General features: G+C 40.3%; 19 protein-coding genes and 3 pseudogenes. 16 read left to right on the top strand and 6 right to left on the bottom strand.

The annotated features are described in order from the left end of the window. The first annotated feature begins 9 nt into the window (after nucleotides 1-9). From L0B17_RS13335 to L0B17_RS18120, 7 genes are all read left to right on the top strand, one after another. A complete protein-coding gene (locus tag L0B17_RS13335; RefSeq protein ID WP_235089819.1) occupies nucleotides 10-795 on the top strand; it encodes an enoyl-CoA hydratase in 786 nt (261 codons plus the stop codon). Beyond that, the gene (locus tag L0B17_RS13330) at nucleotides 795-1,910 is read left to right on the top strand and encodes an enoyl-CoA hydratase/isomerase family protein (RefSeq protein WP_235085459.1); all 1,116 of its coding nucleotides are present in this window, start codon (nucleotides 795-797) and stop codon (nucleotides 1,908-1,910) included. The genes L0B17_RS13335 and L0B17_RS13330 overlap by 1 nt, the downstream gene beginning before the upstream one ends. A 12-nt stretch (nucleotides 1,911-1,922) precedes the next feature. Beyond that, the gene (gene mmsB, locus L0B17_RS13325) at nucleotides 1,923-2,828 is read left to right on the top strand and encodes a 3-hydroxyisobutyrate dehydrogenase (RefSeq protein WP_235085457.1); all 906 of its coding nucleotides are present in this window, start codon (nucleotides 1,923-1,925) and stop codon (nucleotides 2,826-2,828) included. 12 nt (nucleotides 2,829-2,840) lie between these two features. Continuing rightward, entirely contained in the window at nucleotides 2,841-3,599 is a 759-nt protein-coding gene (locus tag L0B17_RS13320) for an SDR family oxidoreductase (RefSeq protein ID WP_235085455.1), read from the top strand. 402 nt (nucleotides 3,600-4,001) lie between these two features. Beyond that, nucleotides 4,002-4,790 carry a Cthe_2314 family HEPN domain-containing protein gene (locus L0B17_RS13315; protein WP_235085454.1) on the top strand — a complete coding sequence of 263 codons (789 nt, stop codon included), beginning with the start codon at nucleotides 4,002-4,004 and terminating at the stop codon, nucleotides 4,788-4,790. 113 nt (nucleotides 4,791-4,903) lie between these two features. After that, entirely contained in the window at nucleotides 4,904-5,497 is a 594-nt protein-coding gene (locus tag L0B17_RS13310) for a hypothetical protein (RefSeq protein ID WP_235085452.1), read from the top strand. 107 nt (nucleotides 5,498-5,604) lie between these two features. Continuing rightward, the gene (locus L0B17_RS18120) at nucleotides 5,605-5,733 is read left to right on the top strand and encodes a hypothetical protein (RefSeq protein WP_268833997.1); all 129 of its coding nucleotides are present in this window, start codon (nucleotides 5,605-5,607) and stop codon (nucleotides 5,731-5,733) included. A gap of 93 nt (nucleotides 5,734-5,826) precedes the next feature. On the opposite strand, the gene L0B17_RS13305 is transcribed toward L0B17_RS18120, so the two are convergent. From L0B17_RS13305 to L0B17_RS13295, 3 genes and pseudogenes are all read right to left on the bottom strand, one after another. Then, nucleotides 5,827-6,078, bottom strand: coding sequence for a hypothetical protein (locus L0B17_RS13305; protein WP_235085451.1), 252 nt, complete (start codon nucleotides 6,076-6,078; stop codon nucleotides 5,827-5,829). A 344-nt stretch (nucleotides 6,079-6,422) separates the two neighbouring features. Next, a complete protein-coding gene (locus L0B17_RS13300) occupies nucleotides 6,423-7,061 on the bottom strand; it encodes a hypothetical protein (RefSeq protein WP_235085449.1) in 639 nt (212 codons plus the stop codon). Nucleotides 7,062-7,156: 95 nt separating this feature from the next. Then, nucleotides 7,157-7,853 (bottom strand): annotated as a pseudogene (locus L0B17_RS13295) (HupE/UreJ family protein). 295 nt (nucleotides 7,854-8,148) lie between these two features. Here L0B17_RS13295 and L0B17_RS18300 point away from each other — a divergent pair. From L0B17_RS18300 to L0B17_RS13255, 9 genes and pseudogenes are all read left to right on the top strand, one after another. After that, nucleotides 8,149-8,252: pseudogene (locus L0B17_RS18300) on the top strand (short chain dehydrogenase); the annotation flags it as partial. 115 nt (nucleotides 8,253-8,367) lie between these two features. Further along, nucleotides 8,368-8,616 carry a hypothetical protein gene (locus L0B17_RS13290; protein ID WP_235085446.1) on the top strand — a complete coding sequence of 83 codons (249 nt, stop codon included), beginning with the start codon at nucleotides 8,368-8,370 and terminating at the stop codon, nucleotides 8,614-8,616. A gap of 13 nt (nucleotides 8,617-8,629) precedes the next feature. Then, nucleotides 8,630-9,616 (top strand): DMT family transporter, encoded by a 987-nt coding sequence (locus tag L0B17_RS13285; protein WP_235085444.1) that lies wholly within the window; start codon nucleotides 8,630-8,632, stop codon nucleotides 9,614-9,616. A 315-nt stretch (nucleotides 9,617-9,931) separates the two neighbouring features. Next, the gene (locus L0B17_RS13280; protein ID WP_235085442.1) at nucleotides 9,932-10,855 is read left to right on the top strand and encodes a M14 family metallopeptidase; all 924 of its coding nucleotides are present in this window, start codon (nucleotides 9,932-9,934) and stop codon (nucleotides 10,853-10,855) included. A 260-nt stretch (nucleotides 10,856-11,115) separates the two neighbouring features. Continuing rightward, entirely contained in the window at nucleotides 11,116-12,708 is a 1,593-nt protein-coding gene (locus tag L0B17_RS13275) for an ABC-F family ATPase (RefSeq protein ID WP_235085441.1), read from the top strand. A 103-nt stretch (nucleotides 12,709-12,811) separates the two neighbouring features. Then, on the top strand, nucleotides 12,812-13,177 hold the full coding sequence (locus L0B17_RS13270) for a hypothetical protein (RefSeq protein ID WP_235085439.1): 366 nt from the start codon (nucleotides 12,812-12,814) through the stop codon (nucleotides 13,175-13,177). Between the two features lie 41 nt (nucleotides 13,178-13,218). Continuing rightward, nucleotides 13,219-14,028: an alpha/beta fold hydrolase gene (locus L0B17_RS13265; protein WP_235085438.1), complete on the top strand. Its 810-nt coding sequence runs from the start codon at nucleotides 13,219-13,221 to the stop codon at nucleotides 14,026-14,028. Between the two features lie 409 nt (nucleotides 14,029-14,437). Continuing rightward, nucleotides 14,438-15,216: pseudogene (locus L0B17_RS13260) on the top strand (class I SAM-dependent methyltransferase). Between the two features lie 344 nt (nucleotides 15,217-15,560). Continuing rightward, nucleotides 15,561-17,636: a bifunctional diguanylate cyclase/phosphodiesterase gene (locus L0B17_RS13255; protein ID WP_235085436.1), complete on the top strand. Its 2,076-nt coding sequence runs from the start codon at nucleotides 15,561-15,563 to the stop codon at nucleotides 17,634-17,636. A 108-nt stretch (nucleotides 17,637-17,744) separates the two neighbouring features. Here L0B17_RS13255 and L0B17_RS13250 read toward each other — a convergent pair whose 3' ends face one another. The 3 genes from L0B17_RS13250 to L0B17_RS13240 all read right to left on the bottom strand — a co-directional run bounded on the left by L0B17_RS13250 (nucleotide 17,745) and on the right by L0B17_RS13240 (nucleotide 23,270). Next, nucleotides 17,745-19,631, bottom strand: coding sequence for a S8 family serine peptidase (locus L0B17_RS13250; RefSeq protein WP_235085434.1), 1,887 nt, complete (start codon nucleotides 19,629-19,631; stop codon nucleotides 17,745-17,747). Between the two features lie 651 nt (nucleotides 19,632-20,282). Further along, nucleotides 20,283-22,409, bottom strand: coding sequence for a prolyl oligopeptidase family serine peptidase (locus L0B17_RS13245; protein ID WP_443019895.1), 2,127 nt, complete (start codon nucleotides 22,407-22,409; stop codon nucleotides 20,283-20,285). Nucleotides 22,410-22,724: 315 nt separating this feature from the next. Further along, on the bottom strand, nucleotides 22,725-23,270 hold the full coding sequence (locus L0B17_RS13240) for a DUF1415 domain-containing protein (protein ID WP_235085433.1): 546 nt from the start codon (nucleotides 23,268-23,270) through the stop codon (nucleotides 22,725-22,727). Between the last annotated feature and the right edge of the window lie 2 nt (nucleotides 23,271-23,272).

Raw genomic sequence — 23,272 nt, 5'->3', positions numbered from 1 at the left:
ATGAAGGTTATGACTATGACGACAGAGGCTATTTGGGTGCGTATTGAAGGCAATACCGCCATTATTAAAATGAATAACCCGCCAGCTAACACCTGGACGGCACAAAGCTTACAAGCATTGAAAGCCAAAGTGCTTGAACTGAATGACAATAAAGACATTTATGCTTTAGTGATTACCGGCCAAGGTGACAAGTTTTTCTCCGCGGGTGCAGATTTAAATTTATTTGCCGATGGCGACAAAGGCAATGCTGCCAGTATGGCTAAGCATTTTGGCGCCGCATTTGAAGCTTTAAGTGCCTTTCGCGGTGTATCAATTGCCGCTATTAACGGTTATGCCATGGGCGGTGGTTTAGAAGTGGCTTTAGCCTGTGATATCCGCATTGCTGAAGCGCAAGCTCAAATGGCCTTACCTGAAGCAACTGTAGGCTTATTACCTTGCGCTGGTGGCACACAAAACTTAACCGCTTTGGTGGGAGAAGGCTGGGCCAAACGGATGATTTTGTGTGGTGAGCGCATTGATGCCGCTAAAGCTGAAAAGATTGGTTTAGTAGAAGAAGTGGTTGAACAAGGCCAAGCATTAGAGGCGGCCATTGCGCTGGCGGCTAAAGTGGCACGCCAGTCGCCTAGTAGCGTGTCGGTATGTAAAACCTTAATTCAAGCTGGACGCACTATGCCGCGCACTCAGGCTTTACCTTTAGAACGTGAGCTTTTTGTCGGTTTATTCGACACCGAAGATCAAGCCGAAGGCGTAAATGCTTTTCTTGAAAAGCGTAAACCAAACTGGAGAAATTGCTAATGACCCAAGATGTCATATTTCAAACTCTCGGCACGTTATCGGGTAAGTCTATTGGCGTTGTCACCCTTAATATCGAAAAAGCGCTTAATGCACTCAATATCGATATGGTGAAGGCGATGACCACTCAATTACTGCAATGGCAAACCAATGATGATATCGCCATGGTGGTGTTAGAGGGTAGCGGTGATAAAGCATTCTGCGCCGGTGGTGATGTGCGGGCTATTTACCATGCATCGGTTGCCACACCGAATAAAATGACAGATGAAGCTTGTGAGTTTTTCACCCAAGAATATCAGTTAGATTATTTGCTGCATCAGTTTGGTAAACCTGTACTGGTTTGGGGTGACGGCATTGTTATGGGCGGCGGGCTAGGCTTAATGGCGGGAGGCAGTCATCGGGTATTAACCGAGCGCAGCCGCATTGCTATGCCTGAAGTGACTATTGGCTTATATCCTGATGTTGGCGGCAGTTACTTTTTAAATCGTATGCCAGGTAAAATCGGCCTGTTTTTAGGCCTTACTGCTTATAATATGAATGCCGCTGATGCCATGTATGTCAATGTTGGTAATCACTTTTTAGCCAGTGACGATAAAGAGCCGCTATTTGATGCTTTGGCCGATATTCACTGGAATGATAATGCACAAGTTAATCATCAAGCGCTGACACAGCTATTAACTTCGATGCAGAATAAAGTGTCTGTGGCGCTTGGCGACAGTCCGTTAGAGCAATTTCAACAACAGATTAATTTATTGATGTCGGGTGATATTGAAGATGTTCACCATCAATTGTCTAGCTTACAAACCGAACTTGATTGGCTTAAACGGGCACAAAAAACCGCATTAGCAGGTAGCCCATTAAGTTGGCATTTAGTGTTTGCACAAGCCGCACTCGGTACAGATTTAGACTTAGCCGATTGCTTTAAATGGGAACTCGGTGTCAGTGTGAATTGTTGCTCCCATGGTGATTTTTGTGAAGGGGTTAGGGCGCTATTAATTGATAAAGACCGTAATCCAAAATGGCGTTTTGCCGATGTATCAGAGGTGACAGATGAGGCTTTATCGGCCTTACTAACCTCACCTTGGCAAGCGAATAACCACCCATTAAAAGACTTTTAAAAGGAATTGAACATGGCAACAGTAGCATTTATTGGATTAGGTAACATGGGCGGCCCAATGGCGGCCAACTTAATTAAAGCGGGTATGACGGTAACGGTATTTGACCTTAATCCGCAGGCCGTAGCCAGCTTAACCGAACAAGGGGCACTAAGTGCCAAAACAGCGTGTGGCGCCGCAGCGTCAGCTGATTATGTCATTAGTATGTTGCCAGCAGGTAAACACGTTCAAAGTATCTATATGGGTGATGACAACAATAAAGGTTTACTCGATGTTGTTGGTAAAGACACCTTATTAATTGACTGCTCAACTATTGATGCTGCTACAGCGCAATTAGTGGGCGCTAAAGCCGCTGAAAAAGGCCTCGCCTTTATGGATGCCCCCGTTTCTGGTGGTACAGCAGGCGCAGCAGCAGGGACATTGACCTTTATTTGTGGTGGCACTGAAGCGGCCTTCGCCAAGGCACAAACGGTATTAACTGTGATGGGGGCCAATATTTTCCATGCTGGTCAAGTCGGCGCAGGTCAAATTGCTAAAATTTGTAATAACATGCTGTTATCAGTATTAATGGTTGGCACTAGCGAGTCGTTGCAATTAGGCATAGATAACGGTTTAGATCCTAAAGTATTGTCTGATATCATGAAAGTCAGCAGTGGTGGTAACTGGACCCTTGAAAAATATAATCCTTGTCCAGACGTGATGGAAAATGTGCCATCGTCTAAAGGCTATCAAGGTGGTTTTATGGTTGATCTAATGGTGAAAGATTTAGGCTTGTCGCAACAAACCGCCTTAGGATCAAACTCAAGTACCCCAATGGGCGCATTAGCGCGTAGTTTATATGTTAACCATGCTCGTCAAGGTCATGGTCGTCTTGATTTTTCTAGCATTTTTGAACAATTTGCCAATCAAAATAAAAAGTAAAAGGACTCGGTAATGGAATTAAAAGATAAGGTTGTCGTCATCACAGGTGGCGCGGGTGGTTTAGGTCTTGCTATGGCGCATGATTTAGCTACTCAAGGTGCAAAATTGGCGCTTATCGACGTAGACCAAGCAAAACTTGAGCAAGCGTGTGCTGACCTAGGTTCAATAACTGAAGTGCAAGGTTATGCGTTCGACATTACCGACGAAGAAGATGTGGTCGCGGGTTTTAATTTTATTCGCGAAGATTTTGGTCATATTAATGTGTTAATTAATAACGCCGGCATTTTGCGCGATGGATTAATGGTTAAGGCAAAAGATGGCAAAGTAACTGACCGTATGTCCTATGAAAAATTTCAGTCGGTCATTAATGTCAATTTAACCGGCACATTTTTGTGCGGCCGTGAAGCTGCTGTAGCCATGATTGAAACTGGCCAGCAGGGCGTGATTATCAATATTTCAAGCCTAGCCAAAGCCGGTAATATGGGCCAATCTAACTACTCAGCATCAAAAGCAGGTGTTGCTGCAATGTCTGTCGGTTGGGCTAAAGAGTTAGCGCGTTATAATATTCGTTCAGCAGCCGTTGCCCCAGGTGTTATTGCCACTGAAATGACAGCCGCGATGAAGCCTGAAGCGTTAGAGCGTATGACGAAAATGGTTCCTGTAGGACGTTTGGGTGAAGCCCATGAAATTGCTTCTACCGTGCGTTTTATCATTGAAAATGATTATGTTAACGGTCGTGTATTCGAAATCGACGGTGGCATTCGCTTGTAAATTCAAACGTGGCATTATTCGTAAACAAAGCCGAGCCTAGCTCGGCTTTTTTGCTGAAGAGTATTTACCTTTATTTAGTCTGCTGCTTAATACCAATGTGTCTAAAGCACACCGCAAGTACAACCCCATCACTTATGTGAACAAAAAGCAGTCTAAAGGACTATATTGATAAAAATAGGGCTACTCTAATCTATTGATCATGTTTGATTTATTTTTCACATTGGCGCCGACACTTATAACGCGCTATTTTAGTTTTATATCTGAGGGTAACAGTCAGTAAATTGCTTTACTTCAAAGATATAGGAAATGTAGGATGATAGAAATCAATAACTTAAACGGTCGGCTCTATACGTCGGGCCGTGAATAAGCTGTTAGCTATCTTCGTTACCTTCTGGGAGTGCCATGAACAACGAGTATCATTGGTGGGGATTAGAAGAGTCAACTTTTAAAGGTGTACTTTATGATTCCATAAATATGTATTTTCTTCATGATCATCCATATAAAAATTGGGATGAGTTTGCGGAAGCAGATCCTCACATGGCTTATGCTCATCTAACGAGCATTCGTTTTGATGCTTTAGAGCAACAATTTGTAGATTTGAGAGTTATTCCTCAAATGCTTGGTGTTGAAAGTCTTCCGTTAAAATCCACAGTACAGGATATTAATAGACACGATTGGCTTAAATCTATCGTTGATTTAACTTTGTTTAGATTTTCAAGTCTGCGTGATATTGCGTTTCATTTTGTTAATGAGGTTTTGGAGCTTGAGCTTCCTGATCATAAACTCAATATAAAGCAGCTCAGTAAATTACTTAAAGAAAACCACTCAGACATTCTAGAGAATTTAAAAACACTAGATAAAACTGGAATTCCTCTTCGTTTAGATCGTAATGAGAGAGCACATAAAGGGTTTTGTGATTTATACACTGAAGATGACCAACTATTCAAAAGCATGTCATGGGCAGAAGCACATAAATCTCAGATTAATGGTTATGATTTAATAAGTGTTTATGAAAAGTCTAGAGAAAAAATTTGTAGTATCGTTGTTAAAGAAGTTGAAGAAGCAATGGAGGCATGTATTAAGTTAGTTGATGAGTTGTACGTACATTACCGAGATAAGCATGATGCACTTTCTATAAATTCTAGAAGTGGAGTTTCTCATCATTTTCATAATTACCACAGAGAAAAATAGGCGGTAATGCATTTAATTTCAACTAAAACAGCTGTTTGCTTTTCTGTTCGCTACGCGTTTCAACCCACAATTTTAGTACGCTTAACGCGGCGTTAGGCCTAGGGAGTCGTCACATGGAAAGTTTTTTATTCTTCGTTAAAGAGAATCCAATGGAATGCTTAACAGCGATTTTAGTTTTTTTAACTGCAATTTACGCATTTTTAACTTATCGTATGGTTAAATTGAGTGAAGAATCTATCAGAGAAAGTAAGCTTCAAACTGAAGCATTAACTCGACCTTATATAACTATTCAACCCTTACTTAAAAAACATACTCCTGTTATATATTTAAGCATAAAAAATACAGGGTTGGTTGGCGCTAAAAATTTAAGGTTGGAATTGGATCGTGATTTCTACCAATTTAATGAGGCGACTAAACCAAATAAGAATTTACGTACTTTAAAAGCATTTACTTTACCCATTCAGCAATTTTCGCCAAATAGTGAGCTAGTTTTTCCATTAGCTCAAAGTTTCTTGATTCTAGGAGATGAGGCATCGTCTAGTTGCCCTGCGGAATTTAGTGTTACCGCAACTTATGAATACGCAAATAAGACTGTAACTGAAATAAGCTACATTGATATAGAAGCTTATTCCGGTGGGGAAGTCGATAGAGATCCACTAGTAAATGAAGTCGAAAAAATCCGAAAAATTTATGAAAAAAAGGCCTAACAAACGCCTCAACAAAGGACGTAAAAAGCTTGGCTTACGCTTCTTCGTCGCTAATTATAGCCAAGCATTTTACTTGACCCCTACAGTTTAAGCCTAGGAGGCTCGGTGTGACTGAAGAGCGTTTGCGACGAGTTAACTCATCCATCAAGTGTATTAACAAAATTCCTTTAGAAGATCGTTGGATGGAACAGTCTCGCTGCCTACAGCAACTTGCACCGCTAGCCAATAAAGTGTAGATAATTAACTGAAATTAGAGCGGCTAAGGACTGATTAAACAAGTTAGTCGCTGCCTTAGTTATTTGGGCTGCATTTCTATTTACAGAATGGCATTATTTAAATGTCACTTTGCCACCGACCATTTTAAATGCTGGTGCGCCTCTCACTAATGACTCTCTGGCAAATATTTGGCCGCATTCTGGGCATGTGCAAGCAACCTTGGTGTTGTCTTCGACAATACGTTCCTTGAAGCATTTGATTAAGGCGCCTTTACCTCCCTTACGATATTTAAACAGTTGCGCTTTACATTTAGCGCAGAAAATATCGACGGTGCGCGAAGGGCCTTTTTTGTTCGGTTGGGCCATCTATTATTTACTCTATTTTATTAAGCACTGCCCAATAATATTGGGCAGCTTTATGTCGACCCATCTACTCGCGCCAAACATCAAATTGAATGCACCGAAGTGAATTAAATACGCTGCTATTCCCCATTGAACGAACACAGCAATAGCCCAGTAGCACTGGTTACGCTTTAAATTTAGGCTAACTATTGTTATGCACCCGCGATAGATGAGGCTTTGCTAGATGCAAGTGATCAAGCATCACTGTTAATTCGCTTTTTGCTCAGTTCAGCTTCTTCAAGTGCTATTAATTGCTGTACCATCCAGGGGCGAGTTTTATAAGCTTAATCCCCCTCAACATCTAATCGTTACCCTTTAATTTTATAGGTTCCTTTGGTATTTAAGGTAACCGTTACGGGCTCATTAGTGGTGTTTTTCCAATACCAGCCGTGATTACCTGCAAAAGGGGTGGTAAGTGAGCCTTTCATTTCAGTGGCCGTGGTAATGGCGTAGCTTTCATAATATCCGCTAGTGTCGCCTTGTGGTTCGCCATGAAAGTCAAAGTACAGCGCATTACCATCCGTTTTCCATTCATATTCAAAATGGCCATGTTCATTCACTAGCAGTTTATATTCAAGACCTTTATTAGCTGGAATGACGATGTCGATAACATCTGAACGTATGCCTGCAAGCTGTCTTGTTTGGGCTATTTCGGCGACGGTTGGGGCATTTAGAATAACCAAATTTTCAATACTCATTTGCTCAACACTCACTTTCTCAATGATGTTGACGTTATCCGTGCTTGATTTTATTGCTTTAGATTCTGATGCCTGGGCTATTTCAGTTAAGCCCAATGCTGCGCCGATACCGGTTGGGTCAATGTTGTATTCAGCAGGTAAAATCGCAATAACTAGTACGATGATACCAATGACGACAGCACTGATACTGGCTTTAATCAAAGTGGCAGTCGACTGAACTTGAATGTTTATGCTTTCATTGTTTTGCATGGTAAATCCTTACATTATGCAGTTCTTCAAAATAGGGCTTTAGATGTTTATATTCACCGCGCCTGTAGTGCTTGTGTGGTGTAAAGTATTAAGTGTTAATTGATGAAGTACCCAGGTGAGTTGAAAGCCGACTAACATTATGCCCCCGCTCATTAATAGCGAATTAGTGGCAGTTGCGAAACGCATAAAGCTGGAATGTCGTCGCCACAAACTCATGCCAATAAGCACGACGGCGAGTGCCATAAACTGGCCAATTTCGACGCCCACATTAAAGGCAATAATGTTGGTGACTAAACCCTCCTGTGGCAGGTTAAATTCTTGAATTTTAGTGGCTAATCCAAAACCATGAAATAAACCAAAAATAAGCACAGCCAATTTAGTATTAGGTTGAACTCCCAGTATTCGCTTAAAGCCGCCAAGATTATCAAAGCCTTTATAAACAATAGAAAAACCAATAATGGCATCAATAAGATAAGCATTGATGTTGATGTCGTTAAACACTCCCCACAACAAGGTTAGACTGTGTCCTAGGGTGAATAAACTCACGTATAACACAATATCTTTTGTTCTAAAGAGGAAGAAAATGACCCCAACAAGAAACAATAAATGGTCATAACCTGTGAGCATATGTTTTGCGCCAATATACATGAAAGGTACAATTGAAACCCCTTGATTTTGGATTAAAAACTGCTGAGTAGTTTCATCAACCCCGTGGGCGAAAATTGAAAAAGATATTATTCCTCCTAAAAATATAATCATTATTTTTAAGAGGTTAGCCAAGTATTGGCTCATGGTGTTTACTCCGATAAGTCAGTGGGAATTAATTAATCAACTTGATAATTGATGAAGACTTTTTGTCGATACAGGGTGTTAACTACATATTGTCATTATTGTTATCGTTCACTCTAAAGGTACACCTAGTCATTTTATTAAAGCTTATTTATGAGTCAATTATCTGGTCGATATATGCTTAGGTCTTAACTGATTAACTTTCTGCAATAGTATGGACTAACCAACGTTCTGTTTCAGCTAAAGTTTTAAACATTCAAATTTTCACTGTACGCTTAGTTTAACGACTCTGTTTGACCGTTTAGGTGAAGTACATGACATTGCTTCAGTGTGCATTTTATCATTGAAAACGATTATGTTAACAACGGTGTATTTGAAATAGACAGCGGCATTCGCTTGTAAACTTAAGCATGGTATTATATTGACCCAAAGCCGAGCCTAGCTCGGCTTTTATTTGGATTAAATTTTTTGCATTGGTAATTTATCAGCATAAACAACATTTTTATGAAGGGAAAAAATGAACATTACAATGATAGAGCTGTGGATTAAAAAGCTCATGCTGCTTGTGGGTATATTGGGTGTGATTGTGATCTATTGTGGTTTTTTGTATCTGTTTTTTAGCGGTCGCTCGACAGCTGGTTTACCCTGGTTTTTGCTTATATCGCCGTGGATCTGTATTTACTTTGGCTTATCACAAACTCGCCAGTTAGCCACAATCGGTTGGTTTGTTAATAAATTCACCTTCACTAGCAATAAAAATCCTTAAAAGGTAAGTCAACTTGTCCGATAAACCTTCAACGCCATCATCACTTGTTACTGCTATTTTAACCTTTACCGCATTGGTAGCGTTTGCCGCTAATTCTGTATTAAGTCGGATGGCATTAAGTGGTGGCGACGCAAGTTTAATCGATCCTGATTCATTTACCTTAATTCGATTATTAGCGGGTGCAATAACCCTGTGGTTTATTGTTGGCTGCATGCATTTTTATCAAGAGAACCCCGTCAAGTCTTTAGACCCTTCATCCTCTTTCAAGCCGTCCTCACCTTGGTTGCATCAATTTAATAAGTGGCGAAAATGGTGCGGGGCATTCAGCTTACTGGCCTACGCCTGGCTATTTTCGATCGCCTATCAGTCGTTAGATACCGCAACAGGGGCGTTAGTTTTATTTGGCGCAGTGCAATTATCGATGAATATAGCTGCAATTATTCAAGGACAAAAGCCGAGCATAGTGGAAGTTGTTGGCAGTGTCATTGCCTTTACAGGCCTTGGATATTTATTGTGGCCTAATATTGGTACGCCTCAATATTGGTCAATGATATTAATGGTATTAAGTGGTGTGGCATGGGGAATGTATTCTCTACTGGGGCGACAAAGCCTGTTTCCGGTGTTAGATTCAGCCCATTATTTTAGTCGCAGCGTAGGCTTAATGCTGGCAGGGTTAATGGTATTAAGCTTGGCAATGAATATTGATTCAGTGCAATTAACCTTAAGCAATATGTTGCAAAGTGAGCATTATGGCGGGGTAGTATTAGCCATCATATCCGGCGCTCTGACCTCTGGAATTGGTTATGCCATTTGGTATAAAGCGTTAACTGGGCTTACACCATCAAAAGCTGCCGCACTGCAATTGAGCGTACCTTTTATTGCTGCTATTGGCGGTGTGATTTTTAATCATGAAACTTTAAGCCTGCATTTAATCTCAAGTGGGGCAATCATCTTAAGCGGCATATCCATGGTGTTAATCGCACGTAATAAGTCATGTTAATCTAGAGTGGACGTTCGGAGTGAGTTTGAGATCAAAGAGAGTCCATGCCAATAGCTAGATTGGCTACCAAATGTGGCGTTAATAGTTGCAGTTAAGTTTTGGCGTTCATCATCATAATACAATTGGCTCTAGCAGTTACTCGACAAAAAATTAATTACAGTCTTACTATTTTGATGGTTTACAGCGATGGTGAACACTTCGTTAGGCGATTGTTCGATCTGACTGGCTCAATCAGTTAACATGCAGGGCTGAAAAATAAGATTATCTAAGTAACCATTTAGTTAAGTCTTCATTTAGTAACATGATAGAGGGTTTATGACACAAGAAGCAGTTTTTCCAATTGGCACGCCGGGGCAACCTTGGGATGAGTCAGAAAAAGCACAATGGTTAGCCCAAGTGACCATTAAGCGCAGTTATCAAGATGAAGTGGTCAGCAAGTTTGCCGCTTTATCAGCAGATTTTGAACAGGTTAACTATGGCGCTCTGGCATTTGATGCGGCTAAATACCCTTTGTTTGCCTTTAAAACTAAAAATTGGAGTGCCACTAAAAAAACGATACTGGTCACCGGTGGGGTACACGGTTATGAAACCAGTGGTGTTCATGGTGCCATTCAATTTTTAGACACTAAAGCCGCGCACTATAGCCAATATTTTAATATTGCCGTGGCACCTTGTATCAGCCCATGGGGATATGAAACGGTCAATCGTTGGAACCCTAAAGCAATCGACCCGAATCGCTCATTTTATGCTGATAGCCCTGCCGAAGAGTCGGCAGCGTTAATGGCTTTTGTTGCCTCATTAGGTGAGGTGTACGCACATATTGATTTGCATGAAACCACCGACACAGACGAATGTGAATTCAGACCACTACTGTCTGCAAGAGATGGCAAAGAGTATGAGGCTGGTATTATTCCTGATGGCTTTTATTTAGTCGGTGACTCTGAAAATCCAACGCCTGAGTTTCAAAAAGCGATTATTGATGCTGTGGCTAAAGTAACCCATATAGCGCCTGATGATGACGGCCAATTAATTGAAGTGCAAATTGAGCAATTTGGCGTGATTAATTATCCGGTTAAAAAACTCAGTTTATGCGCAGGTATTACCCATAATCATTTTAATACCACAACAGAAGTTTACCCGGATAGCCCTAATGTAACGGCTAAAGAATGTAATGATGCCCAGGTTGCAGCAATAACCGGTGGGCTAGATTACATAATTGAATATTTAAAATTAGGCTAAAATAATCTTTAGATATTGATGACGTTCAATAGACAGAACGTCATTTTATGATTTGCTAAGCTATCATTTCGCTTAGGTTGATAAATAGTCCAAAAATCTCTAAAATGTCGCGCTTGATCCTGCCTGTCTTTGTCCTATATTGCTTAATTCTTATAGCGACAGGCAAAACGGTTACTTAATTATCCTGTTAGCCATTTAGCTTATAGTTACCAAGCTTAGGTTTATTGCGCTAACACTCATACTCGATTTGGAATTTCATTTTGATTACTACAGCTAACATTACGATGCAGTTTGGCGCTAAGCCACTGTTTGAAAATCTATCAGTTAAATTTGGTGGCGGTAACCGCTACGGTTTAATTGGTGCAAACGGTTGTGGTAAATCAACCTTTATGAAAATCCTTGGCGGCGATTTAGAACCATCAAGCGGTAATGTGTCGTTAGATCCACATGAGCGTATGGGTAAATTGAGTCAAGACCAATTCGCATTTGATGAATTTAGTGTCATTGATACTGTGATCATGGGCCACAAAGAATTATGGGAAGTTAAGCTAGAGCGTGATCGTATTTATTCTTTACCAGAAATGAGTGAAGAAGATGGCATCAAGGTGTCTGAGCTTGAAATGGAATTTGCTGAAATGGACGGTTACACCGCTGAATCGCGCGCGGGTGACTTACTATTAGGTGTTGGTATCGGTACTGATCAACATTTTGGTTTAATGAGTGAAATCGCCCCAGGCTTTAAGCTTCGAGTGTTGTTGGCTCAGGCCTTGTTTTCTGATCCAGATTTATTGTTACTTGACGAACCAACCAACAACTTGGACATCGATACCATTCGTTGGTTACAAGATATGCTCAATCAACGTAACAGTACCATGGTTATTATTTCCCATGACCGTTACTTCTTAAACTCAGTGTGTACTCACATGGCTGACTTAGATTACGGCGCATTACGTGTTTATCCCGGTAACTATGATGAATATATGACTGCCGCGCAGCAGTCTCGTGAACGTTTGCAGTCTGACAATGCTAAGAAAAAAGCTCAAATTGCTGAGCTTCAAGGCTTCGTGGCACGTTTCTCTGCTAACGCTTCTAAAGCTAAGCAGGCTACATCACGTGCTAAGCAAATTGATAAAATTAAGCTTGATGAAATTAAAGCCTCAAGCCGCGTGAATCCGTTTATTCGTTTCGAACAAGAAAAGAAATTGTTCCGTAATGCGTTAGTGGTTGAAAACCTAGCCAAAGGGTATGACACACCATTATTCAGCAAGCTTAATTTGATGGTTGAAGTGGGCGAGCGTATCGCTATTTTGGGTGAAAACGGTATTGGTAAAACAACACTGTTACGCACACTAGTCCATGATATTCCACAGGATGAAGGTACGATTCAGTGGTCTGAAAACCATAACATTGGTTATTATGCTCAGGATCACGAAGCTGATTTTGCCAATGACATGACCCTGTTCGAATGGATGAGCCAGTGGCGTAAAGAGAACGATGATGACCAATCTGTACGTGGTATTTTAGGGCGTATGCTGTTTGGTTCTGACGATATCAAAAAGTCAGTTACTGTGTTATCTGGTGGTGAAAAAGGCCGTATGTATTTCGGTAAACTTATCATGCAGAAGCCAAATATTCTGTTACTTGATGAACCTACCAACCACATGGACATGGAATCAATTGAGTCACTGAACAATGCGTTAGAATTATATGAAGGCACATTAATTTTTGTGTCCCATGACCGCGCATTTGTATCGTCTTTAGCAACACGTATTATTGAGTTAACTAAAGATGGCATTAATGACTTCAAAGGCACTTATGATGAGTTCCTTGGTAGCCGAGGCATTGAAAGCTAAATAATTGCTTTTACGCGAAATATATAAGCCCTGAACGAAAGTTCGGGGCTTTTTGTTTTTAGGGCGGTAGACTTAAGTCAATATTAATAAGATAGAGGATTCTATGAGCCTAACTCACGAACAAGTTATTCAAGCGCTAACAAATGTAAATTGTCGCAGTAATTTTAATATCAAAAATGTCACCGAATATATGTTGCCAGAGTTAAAGGAGCCGGTGTATCTACACCTTGATGCCAAAACGCCTTTACTTATAATTCGTCCTGCTTTTGAGGTTTTTTCCAGCGAATTAGCTACTATTGATGGGGTACATGCTAAATATGATTATCATCACAATGCGCAAATGACTCGTTTTCCAACTCGACGTAATAAAGGTGTATCAGAAATTCACTACGGTTTAGCCTTTAAGTTTGATAATGAAAAAGCCGTCGAAGCCTTTATTAATAGGTTGATTGAAATTGTAACTGGCTAAAAGTTCACACGTATTGTGAACCCTATATACGGAGGCTTGCAATGACATCCCCTTTTGATATTAACCAATTTAATTATCGCTCAACGGGTAAAGGTTCCGCGTTAATATGGTCGCATGGATTGCTTGGTTGCATGCAAAGTGAAGATGCTTTGGGAATTTATGCTTGGCACCGATTTTCTAAAAAACTCACCTTATTGCGCTTTGATGCTATGGGTCATGGACTTTCTGCCACAACGGACAATAAATCAGATTACCTTTGGGAAAACCTTGCTGAAGATACTTACCAACTAGGCACTAAAGTACTTGGCAAGACTCCTGTAGTATTAGGCGGTCAGTCAATGGGCTGTGCAAGCAGTTTATTTGGTGCGATTCTTCATCCTGAATGGGTTAAAGGACTTATTTTGATGAACCCTCCTACCGCTTGGGACTTAAGGGTTAAACAAAAAGAGTATTATCACAAAGTCGCTAAAGCCGCCAAAATGCTTGGTGGTAAAGGGCTGGCTAAAATTAATGCCAGGCATATCGATAGAATGTTGCCTTCATGGCTTATTCAGGCGCATAAACACAGCGTGTTACGCATGCTTGATGGCTTAAAAAGTATGAAGCGAGGTAGCCTTGAACAGCTATTTTTAGCCGCAGCGGAAAATGATTTACCGACACATGAGCAATTAGCGAGTTTGAATATTCCCTGCTTAATTCTGGCATGGGACGGCGATAATACTCATCCATTATACAGTGCTGAGGTGTTAGCTAAGGTATTACCTAATGCCAGCTTGCTTATTGCCCAAAGTATGGCTGATGTCGACGAGTGGCCCGAACGGATTGTTGACTTTTGTCGGCAGTTAGCATAATGCTATGATGCACTTCATTATTTAAACTATGGTTGGATTTTAAGTTCATTTAAATCTAATTCTTTCAAAGTGTTAACGGGCATCGCCTATTTTTGATGAATATTGTTAATTAAATAAAGGTTTGATTAATTGGCAATGGATTGGTGTTCTCAAAATATTTCAACAACTCATATCACTGGCACTGCCTCGTTTAATTCATTTCAACTGTTCACGACGGTATTACTGTCTATAGCCAAGTTATTACTCATCAAATTGCTGAATGGGCGATACACTTTTAAATGATGCCAGTGCTATAGCTATAATGGTGAGTAAATTCAGATGGTTGTAATTTTTTGCTGTCATTATCAATACAGGTAAGGTGGTAGTCGAGTCGATGTTCGGTATTTCTGGGAATCAAATGGATTTAACTATGGATTATCTCGCGAGTAACAAAGTCACCTGGAATGCTCGTACTCAGGTGCATGTAACATCAAAATTCTACGATGTAGACGGCTTTTTAAATGGCGCATCGTCATTAACTGAAATAGAAACCCAAGAACTACCAGACGTTAAAGGAAAATCCTTATTACATTTACAATGTCATTTTGGTTTAGATACTTTGTCATTGGCACGAAAAGGCGCCATTGTTACCGGTGTCGACCTGTCGGATAGTGCGATTGCAAAAGCCAATGAACTGGCGTTGGCAATTAACCTTGATGCTCGGTTTATTTGTCAGGATGTTTATCAATTTGGTGAATTAGCTAAACCTGAATTTGATATTGTATTTACTTCATTTGGCGTACTTTGCTGGTTACCTAATTTAACTCTTTGGGCGCACACTATAGTAAATAGTTTAAAACCGGGGGATTATTTTATATGGCTGAGTTTCATCCATTTAATGATGTCGTCGAAGGCTATGGTTATTTTAATCGCGCTCAACCTGATATAGAACAAGAAGGCACTTATACTGAAAACTGTGATGGTACAGAGCATACGGTGGTCACTTGGGCCCATCCGATAAGTGATGTGATTAATGCATTGTTAGCCGCGGGTTTACAACTAAAACATTTTAATGAGTTTGATTACAGCCCTTATGATTGTTTTGCAGGGCTAAGCTTGGATGAAAACTGCGAGGCGCCGCGTTACCAAATGCTGAAGTGTAATCAAGCTATGCCTTTGGTGTATTCTTTAAGTGCAATAAAACCTTAGTCACTATCTCTAAAGCATTAAGCCCTTTTCAATTTTAAAGGTTTTTGCATCGAATTGCAGGTCATTTACACAAGTCAGGGCTTGGTAATTTAGTTATAGTCGATAACGCAGTAAAAATGACCTACAAGCGCTGTCCGAAGGGGGGAAATGTTTTACTCTTTGTTGAATTAATTTTGCTTAAATTGTAGGGCATCACTCCATTCACCTCGGCTAAAGCGTTTTTAACTCAAGCAAACTAAACCTGTAAAGAACAACAGGTCCTAGACTTTATTGCGCTCTAAAGATGATAAATGGGTTCTTGGAGTCTATTATACAATAAAGGACTTTTTTGGGCTTGTTTTGATATGAAATCAATCAAAGGTAATAATGTTTCACCTCATCAATTTGTTCTCAATGATTCCCTTCATCAATTATTTGATGCGGTAAATGTTGTTTCGGTGCAAGGATACGACGAACAGCGCCAGGTTATCTACTGGAATGTCGGTAGCGAGTTACTATATGGCTATACTAAAGAGCAAGCATTAGGCCAAAAACTAGAAGATTTAATCATTCCAGAACATATGCGTGAACTGGTGATTGCAGCACATAGTAACTGGATAACACAAGGGATAGAAATACCAGCATCAGAAATCACCTTACGTCATCAAAATGGCACTGATGTTAACGTTTTTTCAAGCCATGTACTATTTACTAATCAATATAATAAAAAACAAATGTACTGTCTTGATGTCAATTTAGCCGATGTTAAATATGCTCAATCTCAGGCTCAATTTAAAGATAATATGCTCAAGACTATTATTGAGGCCTTGCCTGATTTATTTTTCCTGATGGAAATGGACGGCACCATTCTTGATTACCATGGTACTGATAAAAAAAATATTTTTGTTAAGCCAAGCCAGTTTATCGGTAAACGTATGATTGATCTCTTACCTGAAGATATTGTGAGTAAATTTCAAACCCATATAGATAAAGCTTTACATCACCACGGCATGACTACCTTTGAATTTGAGCTAAATATGCATCGTGGTATTGTATATTTTGAGGCGAGATTAAACTATTTATCTGCATATAACCAAATTGTGGCAATTATTCGAGATATTAGTGATCAATACAAATCCGCTGAAATAATCCGTCAACAGGCATATTTTGATAGCTTAACTCAATTACCGAATCGTTTTCTATCGCTAGATCGTTTATCTCAAATGTTGGTAGAGTGTGAGAGAAGCAATGAGAAAACAGCTGTACTTTTTCTTGATTTAGATGATTTTAAAAAAATAAATGATTCATTGGGTCATGAGGTCGGTGACAAGGTGCTAATAGAATCAGGTCGTCGATTAAAACAAGTTTTGCGTGAAGCGGATACCGTCGGCCGTTTAGGCGGCGATGAATTTATTGTCCTATTACGGGGTATCAATGAGCGCCATGATGTATTAGTTATTACTGAACACTTACTTAAAGCATTTAGAAAACCTTTTATCATAGATGGTAGGGAGTTAATGCTTACTGTGAGTATTGGCGCTGCGATTTATCCTGAAAATGGTCAATCTGCATCCGATTTATTACGAAATGCCGATACGGCAATGTATCGAGCTAAAGATTTAGGTCGCAATAGTTGTTCATTTTTTTCTAAAGAAATGAACGCCATGATGCTCCGCCGCTTTAAAATTGAAGAGCAAATGCATGGAGCATTAGAGCGCAAAGAGTTCGAACTGTATTATCAACCTCAATTTGACGTTAAAAAAAGGCAGATTACGGGCGGAGAAGCCTTGTTACGTTGGCATAACTCAACACTTGGTAATATTACTCCCGATGAATTTATCCCTATTGCTGAACATACTGGTTTAATTGTTCCAATAGGGCGTTTTGTTATTCAGCAAGCTTTGTATTTTTTAAATCAATGGCAAAGCATTAAAAAACAAAAGTACACCATGGCGGTTAATTTATCTCCGCGACAGTTTAGCGATATTGAATTATTGGAGATAATTACCAAAGCGCTTATTGATAATAATATTAATGCTGAGAGTTTAGAGCTTGAAATTACTGAAGGTGTATTAATGAGCCGTCAGCCTTTAGTACATGAAACCTTGATTCAAATTGATGCATTGGGAATAAAATTATCAATGGATGATTTTGGTACAGGCTATTCGTCATTAAGCTATTTAAGACAATATGATTTTGATGTACTAAAAATTGATCGCAGCTTTATAAATGGTATAACGTTAAATAAGGCCGACTGTGAGTTAGTGAATGCCATTATATCTATGGCCCATAGTCTAGGGTTAATGGTTGTTGCTGAAGGTGTTGAAACTGTCGAACAATTAACTTTATTAGATGAGTTAGGGTGTGACTTAGCACAAGGGTATTATTTTAGTAAACCTATACCCGCTAAAGCATTTCTCGATTTTGTAGCGGATTATTAATTATAAAAATCGGTTAATAGAAAAAGACAGGGAGAACTCAAAAATACTGCCTATTTCTTTGTTGGAAATAGGCAGTATGTTCTCACTTAAAAGCTTTTAATAGGTTGATTAAAAGTTTGCTACTAAACTGGTTCCCGAATAGCTAGTGTAACCTCGCATCATTACATGGTAAGTGGTTTCTACTGTAGGGGTGAATGAACAAGTCTCATTGTTGCCACTTTTGTAGGGACGACAATCATAACTGCTGGTGCTAGGTTTGCTTCCCGCTTTAACATATAAGTCAGCATCTCCGCTGCCGCCACTCATGGCTACATTCAATGTTTTGTTGGCTGGCACCACAACTTTATAGAAAGTCTGTGAACCGCTGGCGCCAGTTAGGCCTGTTCTTGGTACACCATTTGCGAGACAATCGCTACCTGTACAGCTGGTGCCACCGCCTCCAACGCTATAGTCAGCTGAGAGGTTAGCATTTGAGTAAGCTGAATACCCTTGTACCATAACATACCATTTACCTGCAGCTGGACTGGTAAAGTTACAACTTTCATTATTGCCACTTTTATAAGGGCGACATTGATAGCTATTAATTGTTGGCTTAACGCCTTGGCTAACATAAATATCTGCATCACCAGAGCCGCCAGCTAACGCAATAGCAAGGCTTGAAGCATTTGCAGGCACATCGATGAAATAGTATGTTGATGACCCTTGAGCGCCAGAAGTACTGATTGCTTGTTCATCTAAAAGCTCTATCTCTGTTGGCGGTGGGCAGTTTGCACCACAACCACCACTCTCATCTAACGAGAACAGGAGTGAGTTTGGTGATCCCGTTTTTGCATCTGATACTTTACCGCTACTGGCACGAGTGGTCAGTAAGTTTGTTACTTGAGAAGGTGTCATATTAGGTGATTGATTCAGATAAATGGCAGCAACACCGGCAACATGGGGAGCCGCCATTGACGTTCCGCTGATGGTATTGGTTGAATTATTTGAAGTATACCAAGCGGAAGTAATACTCGAACCAGGAGCATAGATATCAAGACAAGTACCGTAGTTGGAAAAACTTGAACGGGAGTCAGAGCTTGTTGTTGAGCCTACAGTGATAGCATTAGCCGCACGAGCAGGAGAGTAATTACACGCATTGCTATTGTCATTACCGGCAGCGACAACAAAACTAATACCAGCTGCTACAGCAGCATTTACAGCATCATCAGTGGCTTGTGATGCACCGCCACCTAGACTCATGTTAGCAACTGAAGGGCCTGAAGCATTATTTTTAACCCAGTTGATACCAGAAATAACGCCTGAATTACTGCCCGAACCACTACAGTTGAGTACGCGAACACCTACGATGTTCACGTTTTTAGCAACCCCGTAACTGGATCCACCTATCGTGCCCGCAACATGTGTACCGTGACCATTACAGTCGGTAGCATCAAAGTCATTATCAATAAAATCATAACCGCTGGTGGCGCGGCCACCAAATTCATTATGGCTAGTCAGTACACCGGTATCAACCACATAAGCGGTGACACCTGAACCATCGAAATCATAGTGATAGTTACTATCTAAGGGTAGGTCACGTTGATCTATTCTGTCTAATCCCCAAGTCGGGCTCGCCTGATTACCACTGGCGGTTATCACGGGTGAGATAGACATCATTTGATCTTGTTCTATATATTTAATTTTTGGGTCATTCTGAAGTTCAGCAATTTGCTTGGCGTTAGCATTGATCAAAACACCATTTAATGCGCTACCAAAGTTTTTTACTACGCTAATATCGTAGTTATTGGCAAGCATATTAGCTTGTTGAGTTGAAAAGTCAGTCAAAGCTGACACGTCTTGCAGATTCAACACGCTAGGGGTATTAAATACCACGATATAACTACCTTTAATCGCTTTTGAATTGTCGACGGAAAGTAACTCTGCTGCCTGGGATTGAATTGGAAGTGTGCTCAGAGCTGCCAATACCGCAAGGGCTATTTTATTTTTCTGTACCATTTGATTCTCCATATTGTTATTGCCTCCATGAATGTCGAGACTTAATTAAAATAAAGCAAAATATGACAGTTTTGTTGTTTGGCTCTGATACAAATGTTAATAAAATGGTTTATTGAGTAACATTTTGTTTACATTTTAAGCGTTAAATACGAGTTGCAGATTCTTTGAATATATAGTGGTATTAGTACAAAAGTAGGGGTTTTGATAGGCGGTAGATTTTGGTGTTGGCTAATAAGTTATTTTTTATCAGTATATTAGGTCTGATTTGTTGTAATGTTGCTTTTTGTTATCAATCTTAATGAGGGGGTGCTTGGTTTTTATTGTAAGCCAAAAGTATTAATCTTAGCTGAGGTTGATAGTTTATCTTAATATAGGAAATGACCTTGTCATTAATGGCAAGGCCATTTCTAATTGCATAGCGAAGCATTATTTACCTATGATAAATATAGATTTTCTGTCGGTTTAAATGAATGTAGCCTCTTTGTTCCTATTGTGATGCTAAAATCTCTTACTCAAAAAACCAGTCATTTGACTGGTTTTGTATTTTGCTTGTTATTACGGATTACGAGTATAGATTGTTAATACAGCTTGCTAATCACGACAAAAATAGCGTGATTAGCGCAGCAACTATCTTAGCTGTGACTTTAGCCATTATTTCAGCTGCTGTAGTAAATAGGCATACACTAAGCTTGAAAGTTCAGCAGCTTGTTTATTATTTGCGGCACCGGCGTGGCCGCCTTCCATATTTTCATAATACAGTACATCAATTCCCATCGATTCCATTTTAGCGACCATTTTACGGGCGTGGCCTGGGTGGACTCGGTCATCACGGGTTGAGGTGGTGAAAAAGGCTTTAGGGTATTTTTTGCTTTTATCTAAATTATGGTATGGCGAATACGTTTTAATATAAGCCCATTCTGCTGCGATATCTGGATTACCGTATTCGCCCATCCAGCTAGCACCCGCTAGTAATTGGCTGAAGCGTTTCATATCTAATAATGGCACTTGGCACACCACAGCATTGTACAACTCTGGACGACGGGTCAGCGCTGCGCCCATTAATAGGCCACCGTTACTGCCACCTTGAATACCTAGGTGCTGACTTGAGGTGATTTTTCGGCTTATTAAGTCTTCTGCAATTGCTTCAAAATCTTCATAGGCCTTATGACGATTTTGCTTTAACGCTGCTTGATGCCAAGCTGGGCCGTATTCGCCGCCACCGCGTATGTTCGACAATACGTACACGCCGCCTTGTTCTAGCCAGTTTTTGCCTATAGTTGCCGAATATTTAGGGCGAAGGGATATTTCAAATCCGCCGTAGCCATAAAGTAACGTTGGGTTTTTACCATTGAACTTCAGGTTTTTGTCCATTACCACAAAGTAGGGTACTTGAGTGCCATCTTTTGAGGTGGCAAAATATTGTTCTGTGACAAAATTTTCAGCATTAAACTGTTGTGGCAGTGACTTTAGCTTGTTAATCGCTAATGTTTTACCTTGTACTTCATACAAGCTAGAAGGCTCGAGAAAGCTGTTGTAATCGACATAGAAGTCATCGCTGTCTTGCTCTATGTCAAAAATAGTCAGGCTGCCGTTTTCATCAAATGCTACCGGAGTTTGTACCCAGGTGTTATCCGACTTAGGCTCAAAACGTACCAGTTTACTTTTCACATCTTCTAGATAGTTCACATATACTGCGCTTTTGCTAAAGGCGACTTGCGCGATAGCTGAATGTGCACTTGGGGCGCTGAGTAACTCATATTCTGGCTTGGCGCTAATAAGGGAGGCGACAGGCGCATAAACTACAGCACCTTGAGCGAGTTTTTGGCTTGTTAGCTCACTTTTAAGCTCAAGATAAAGATTACCCTTGAAATACCCTTTAATTTCAGCATCTTTGGGTATATTTAGCTCGGTGAGTTTGCCTTGAATATAAACAAAGTAGCTGGCGGTGTAGAAAGTATGGTAATCACCTATTAGCACGACTTGTGAATCACCATCATCGAGTACCTGAGCGCCTGCTGCGACAGAGCTTTTATCTGCTTGATAAATAAAGCTGGCTTTGTCTAGCGTATCGCCGCGCTGCCAAAGTTTGACTACGCTGGGGTAGCCTGAATCTGTCATGCCTTCTTTGCCGCCAAAATCTGTCGCAACAAAAACCTGATCCTGACTTAACCAGGTGAGGTCTGACTTTGCTTCGGGTAAAAAGAAGCCTTGATTAACAAAGCTTTTAGTTTTTAGGTTAAATTCACGCACTTCAGTCGCATCAGCACCGCCTCGTGAAAGTGAAACGAAACAAAGTGTATTGTCTGGCGTGCGACAGTTAATGCCTTTAAACACCCAACTGACGTCATCGGCTTTGGCAATGGCATCTATGTCTAAAACGGTTTCCCATTTAGGAACATCTTTTACGTATTCAGTTAAGCTAGTGCGGCGGTATATACCACGAGTATGGTTTTCGTCTTTCCAAAAGTTATACAGGTACTCACCCTTGCGCTCGGCATAGGGGATCCTGTCTTTACTGTTTAAAATAGCCAGCGAGTTATCGACTAAGGTTTCAAAACCTTCATAAGATTTTATGGCTGCTGCGCTGTGGGCATTTTTTTCAGTTACCCAAGCCAAAGGTTTTTTACCTTCGACCTCTTCAAGCCATTGAAAGTTTTCTGTTTGCTCTGCCATTAATGCAACCTTTACGGGAGTTTGTGGTACTGTTTTATGTTCGGCAAAGGCCGCTGTGGCGGTTATGCTACTTAAGATGCACAATGATATGAGTGCCTTATTCATGCCCTTACCCCTTTAACTGTGATTATTTTATTTATATCTGGTCATTAATCGATAATAGTTAATTAAGCTAACCGAATAACGATATAAATCAAACAACCGTGATGCAGTTTTCTTGTGATGAAATTATCACTATTTACTGCTTGTTGAGTGTGGTTAAGGTTGTTTATTTATCTTGCCTATATACTTTTCTATTCGCATGGATTAATGCTGTACAGTCTTTTAAGTCAGTGCATCAGGCATATTGATTAATAAAAAAGCCTTAAAGGGATGATCCCTTAAGGCTTGTTGTTATAGCAAGTAGCCGTCGCAACAGGCTTACTGCTGACACTCTTTAAGTAACTTAATAAAAAACTCACTCCCCTTACGGTGAGCAAACTCGATATTGCGTTCAGGTATTGATTCTGGATCATCATAATCCGCTAATGCCTTTTCCATACTGGCTTCTCTAATGATATGCAGTGTCGGGTAAGGGGCGCGATTGGTATAATTGGCAGGGCTGTCTTGATGTTCACCATCAAAACAATAGTCAGGGTGAAAGCTGGCGATTTGAAACACACCTTCAAATCCTTGTTCAACTAAAATGTCGTTAGCTAAATCGACGAGGTCAAGGTAAGGATAAAAGCCTTCAAATCCACGGGGTAAAATAAATAGGCTAGTTTCAATGCCTGGGTGCTGCTCAAGTAATACACATTCCATTACAAAGGCTTCAAGCACCTTTTTAACTTTAACCTCTTCACACGCATAATATCTAATCGTGCCGCGTTCAACTTCACGTCGTGCAAAGGGGCAAAGGTTATATTTTACAATTACCCGCTTAACCCAATTTTCTGATTCAGCAATACATGGGTGTAAATCTGACATAA

This window comes from Shewanella sp. OMA3-2 (assembly GCF_021513195.1).
Lineage (GTDB): Bacteria > Pseudomonadota > Gammaproteobacteria > Enterobacterales > Shewanellaceae > Shewanella.
The sequence above is the reverse complement of the archived record's forward strand: the minus strand, read 5'-3'. Positions and strand labels throughout refer to the sequence as shown.

Bases quoted from the DNA above. Each gene is read 5' to 3' on its own strand.
- L0B17_RS13335 (WP_235089819.1), top strand. From the start codon at position 10: ATGACTATGACGACAGAGGCTATTTGGGTGCGTATTGAAGGCAATACC.
- L0B17_RS13330 (WP_235085459.1), top strand. From the start codon at position 795: ATGACCCAAGATGTCATATTTCAAACTCTCGGCACGTTATCGGGTAAG.
- mmsB (WP_235085457.1), top strand. From the start codon at position 1,923: ATGGCAACAGTAGCATTTATTGGATTAGGTAACATGGGCGGCCCAATG.
- L0B17_RS13320 (WP_235085455.1), top strand. From the start codon at position 2,841: ATGGAATTAAAAGATAAGGTTGTCGTCATCACAGGTGGCGCGGGTGGT.
- L0B17_RS13315 (WP_235085454.1), top strand. From the start codon at position 4,002: ATGAACAACGAGTATCATTGGTGGGGATTAGAAGAGTCAACTTTTAAA.
- L0B17_RS13310 (WP_235085452.1), top strand. From the start codon at position 4,904: ATGGAAAGTTTTTTATTCTTCGTTAAAGAGAATCCAATGGAATGCTTA.
- L0B17_RS13305 (WP_235085451.1), bottom strand. From the start codon at position 6,078: ATGGCCCAACCGAACAAAAAAGGCCCTTCGCGCACCGTCGATATTTTC.
- L0B17_RS13300 (WP_235085449.1), bottom strand. From the start codon at position 7,061: ATGCAAAACAATGAAAGCATAAACATTCAAGTTCAGTCGACTGCCACT.
- L0B17_RS13290 (WP_235085446.1), top strand. From the start codon at position 8,368: ATGAACATTACAATGATAGAGCTGTGGATTAAAAAGCTCATGCTGCTT.
- L0B17_RS13280 (WP_235085442.1), top strand. From the start codon at position 9,932: ATGACACAAGAAGCAGTTTTTCCAATTGGCACGCCGGGGCAACCTTGG.
- L0B17_RS13270 (WP_235085439.1), top strand. From the start codon at position 12,812: ATGAGCCTAACTCACGAACAAGTTATTCAAGCGCTAACAAATGTAAAT.
- L0B17_RS13265 (WP_235085438.1), top strand. From the start codon at position 13,219: ATGACATCCCCTTTTGATATTAACCAATTTAATTATCGCTCAACGGGT.
- L0B17_RS13255 (WP_235085436.1), top strand. From the start codon at position 15,561: ATGAAATCAATCAAAGGTAATAATGTTTCACCTCATCAATTTGTTCTC.
- L0B17_RS13250 (WP_235085434.1), bottom strand. From the start codon at position 19,631: ATGGTACAGAAAAATAAAATAGCCCTTGCGGTATTGGCAGCTCTGAGC.
- L0B17_RS13245 (WP_443019895.1), bottom strand. From the start codon at position 22,409: ATGAATAAGGCACTCATATCATTGTGCATCTTAAGTAGCATAACCGCC.
- L0B17_RS13240 (WP_235085433.1), bottom strand. From the start codon at position 23,270: ATGTCAGATTTACACCCATGTATTGCTGAATCAGAAAATTGGGTTAAG.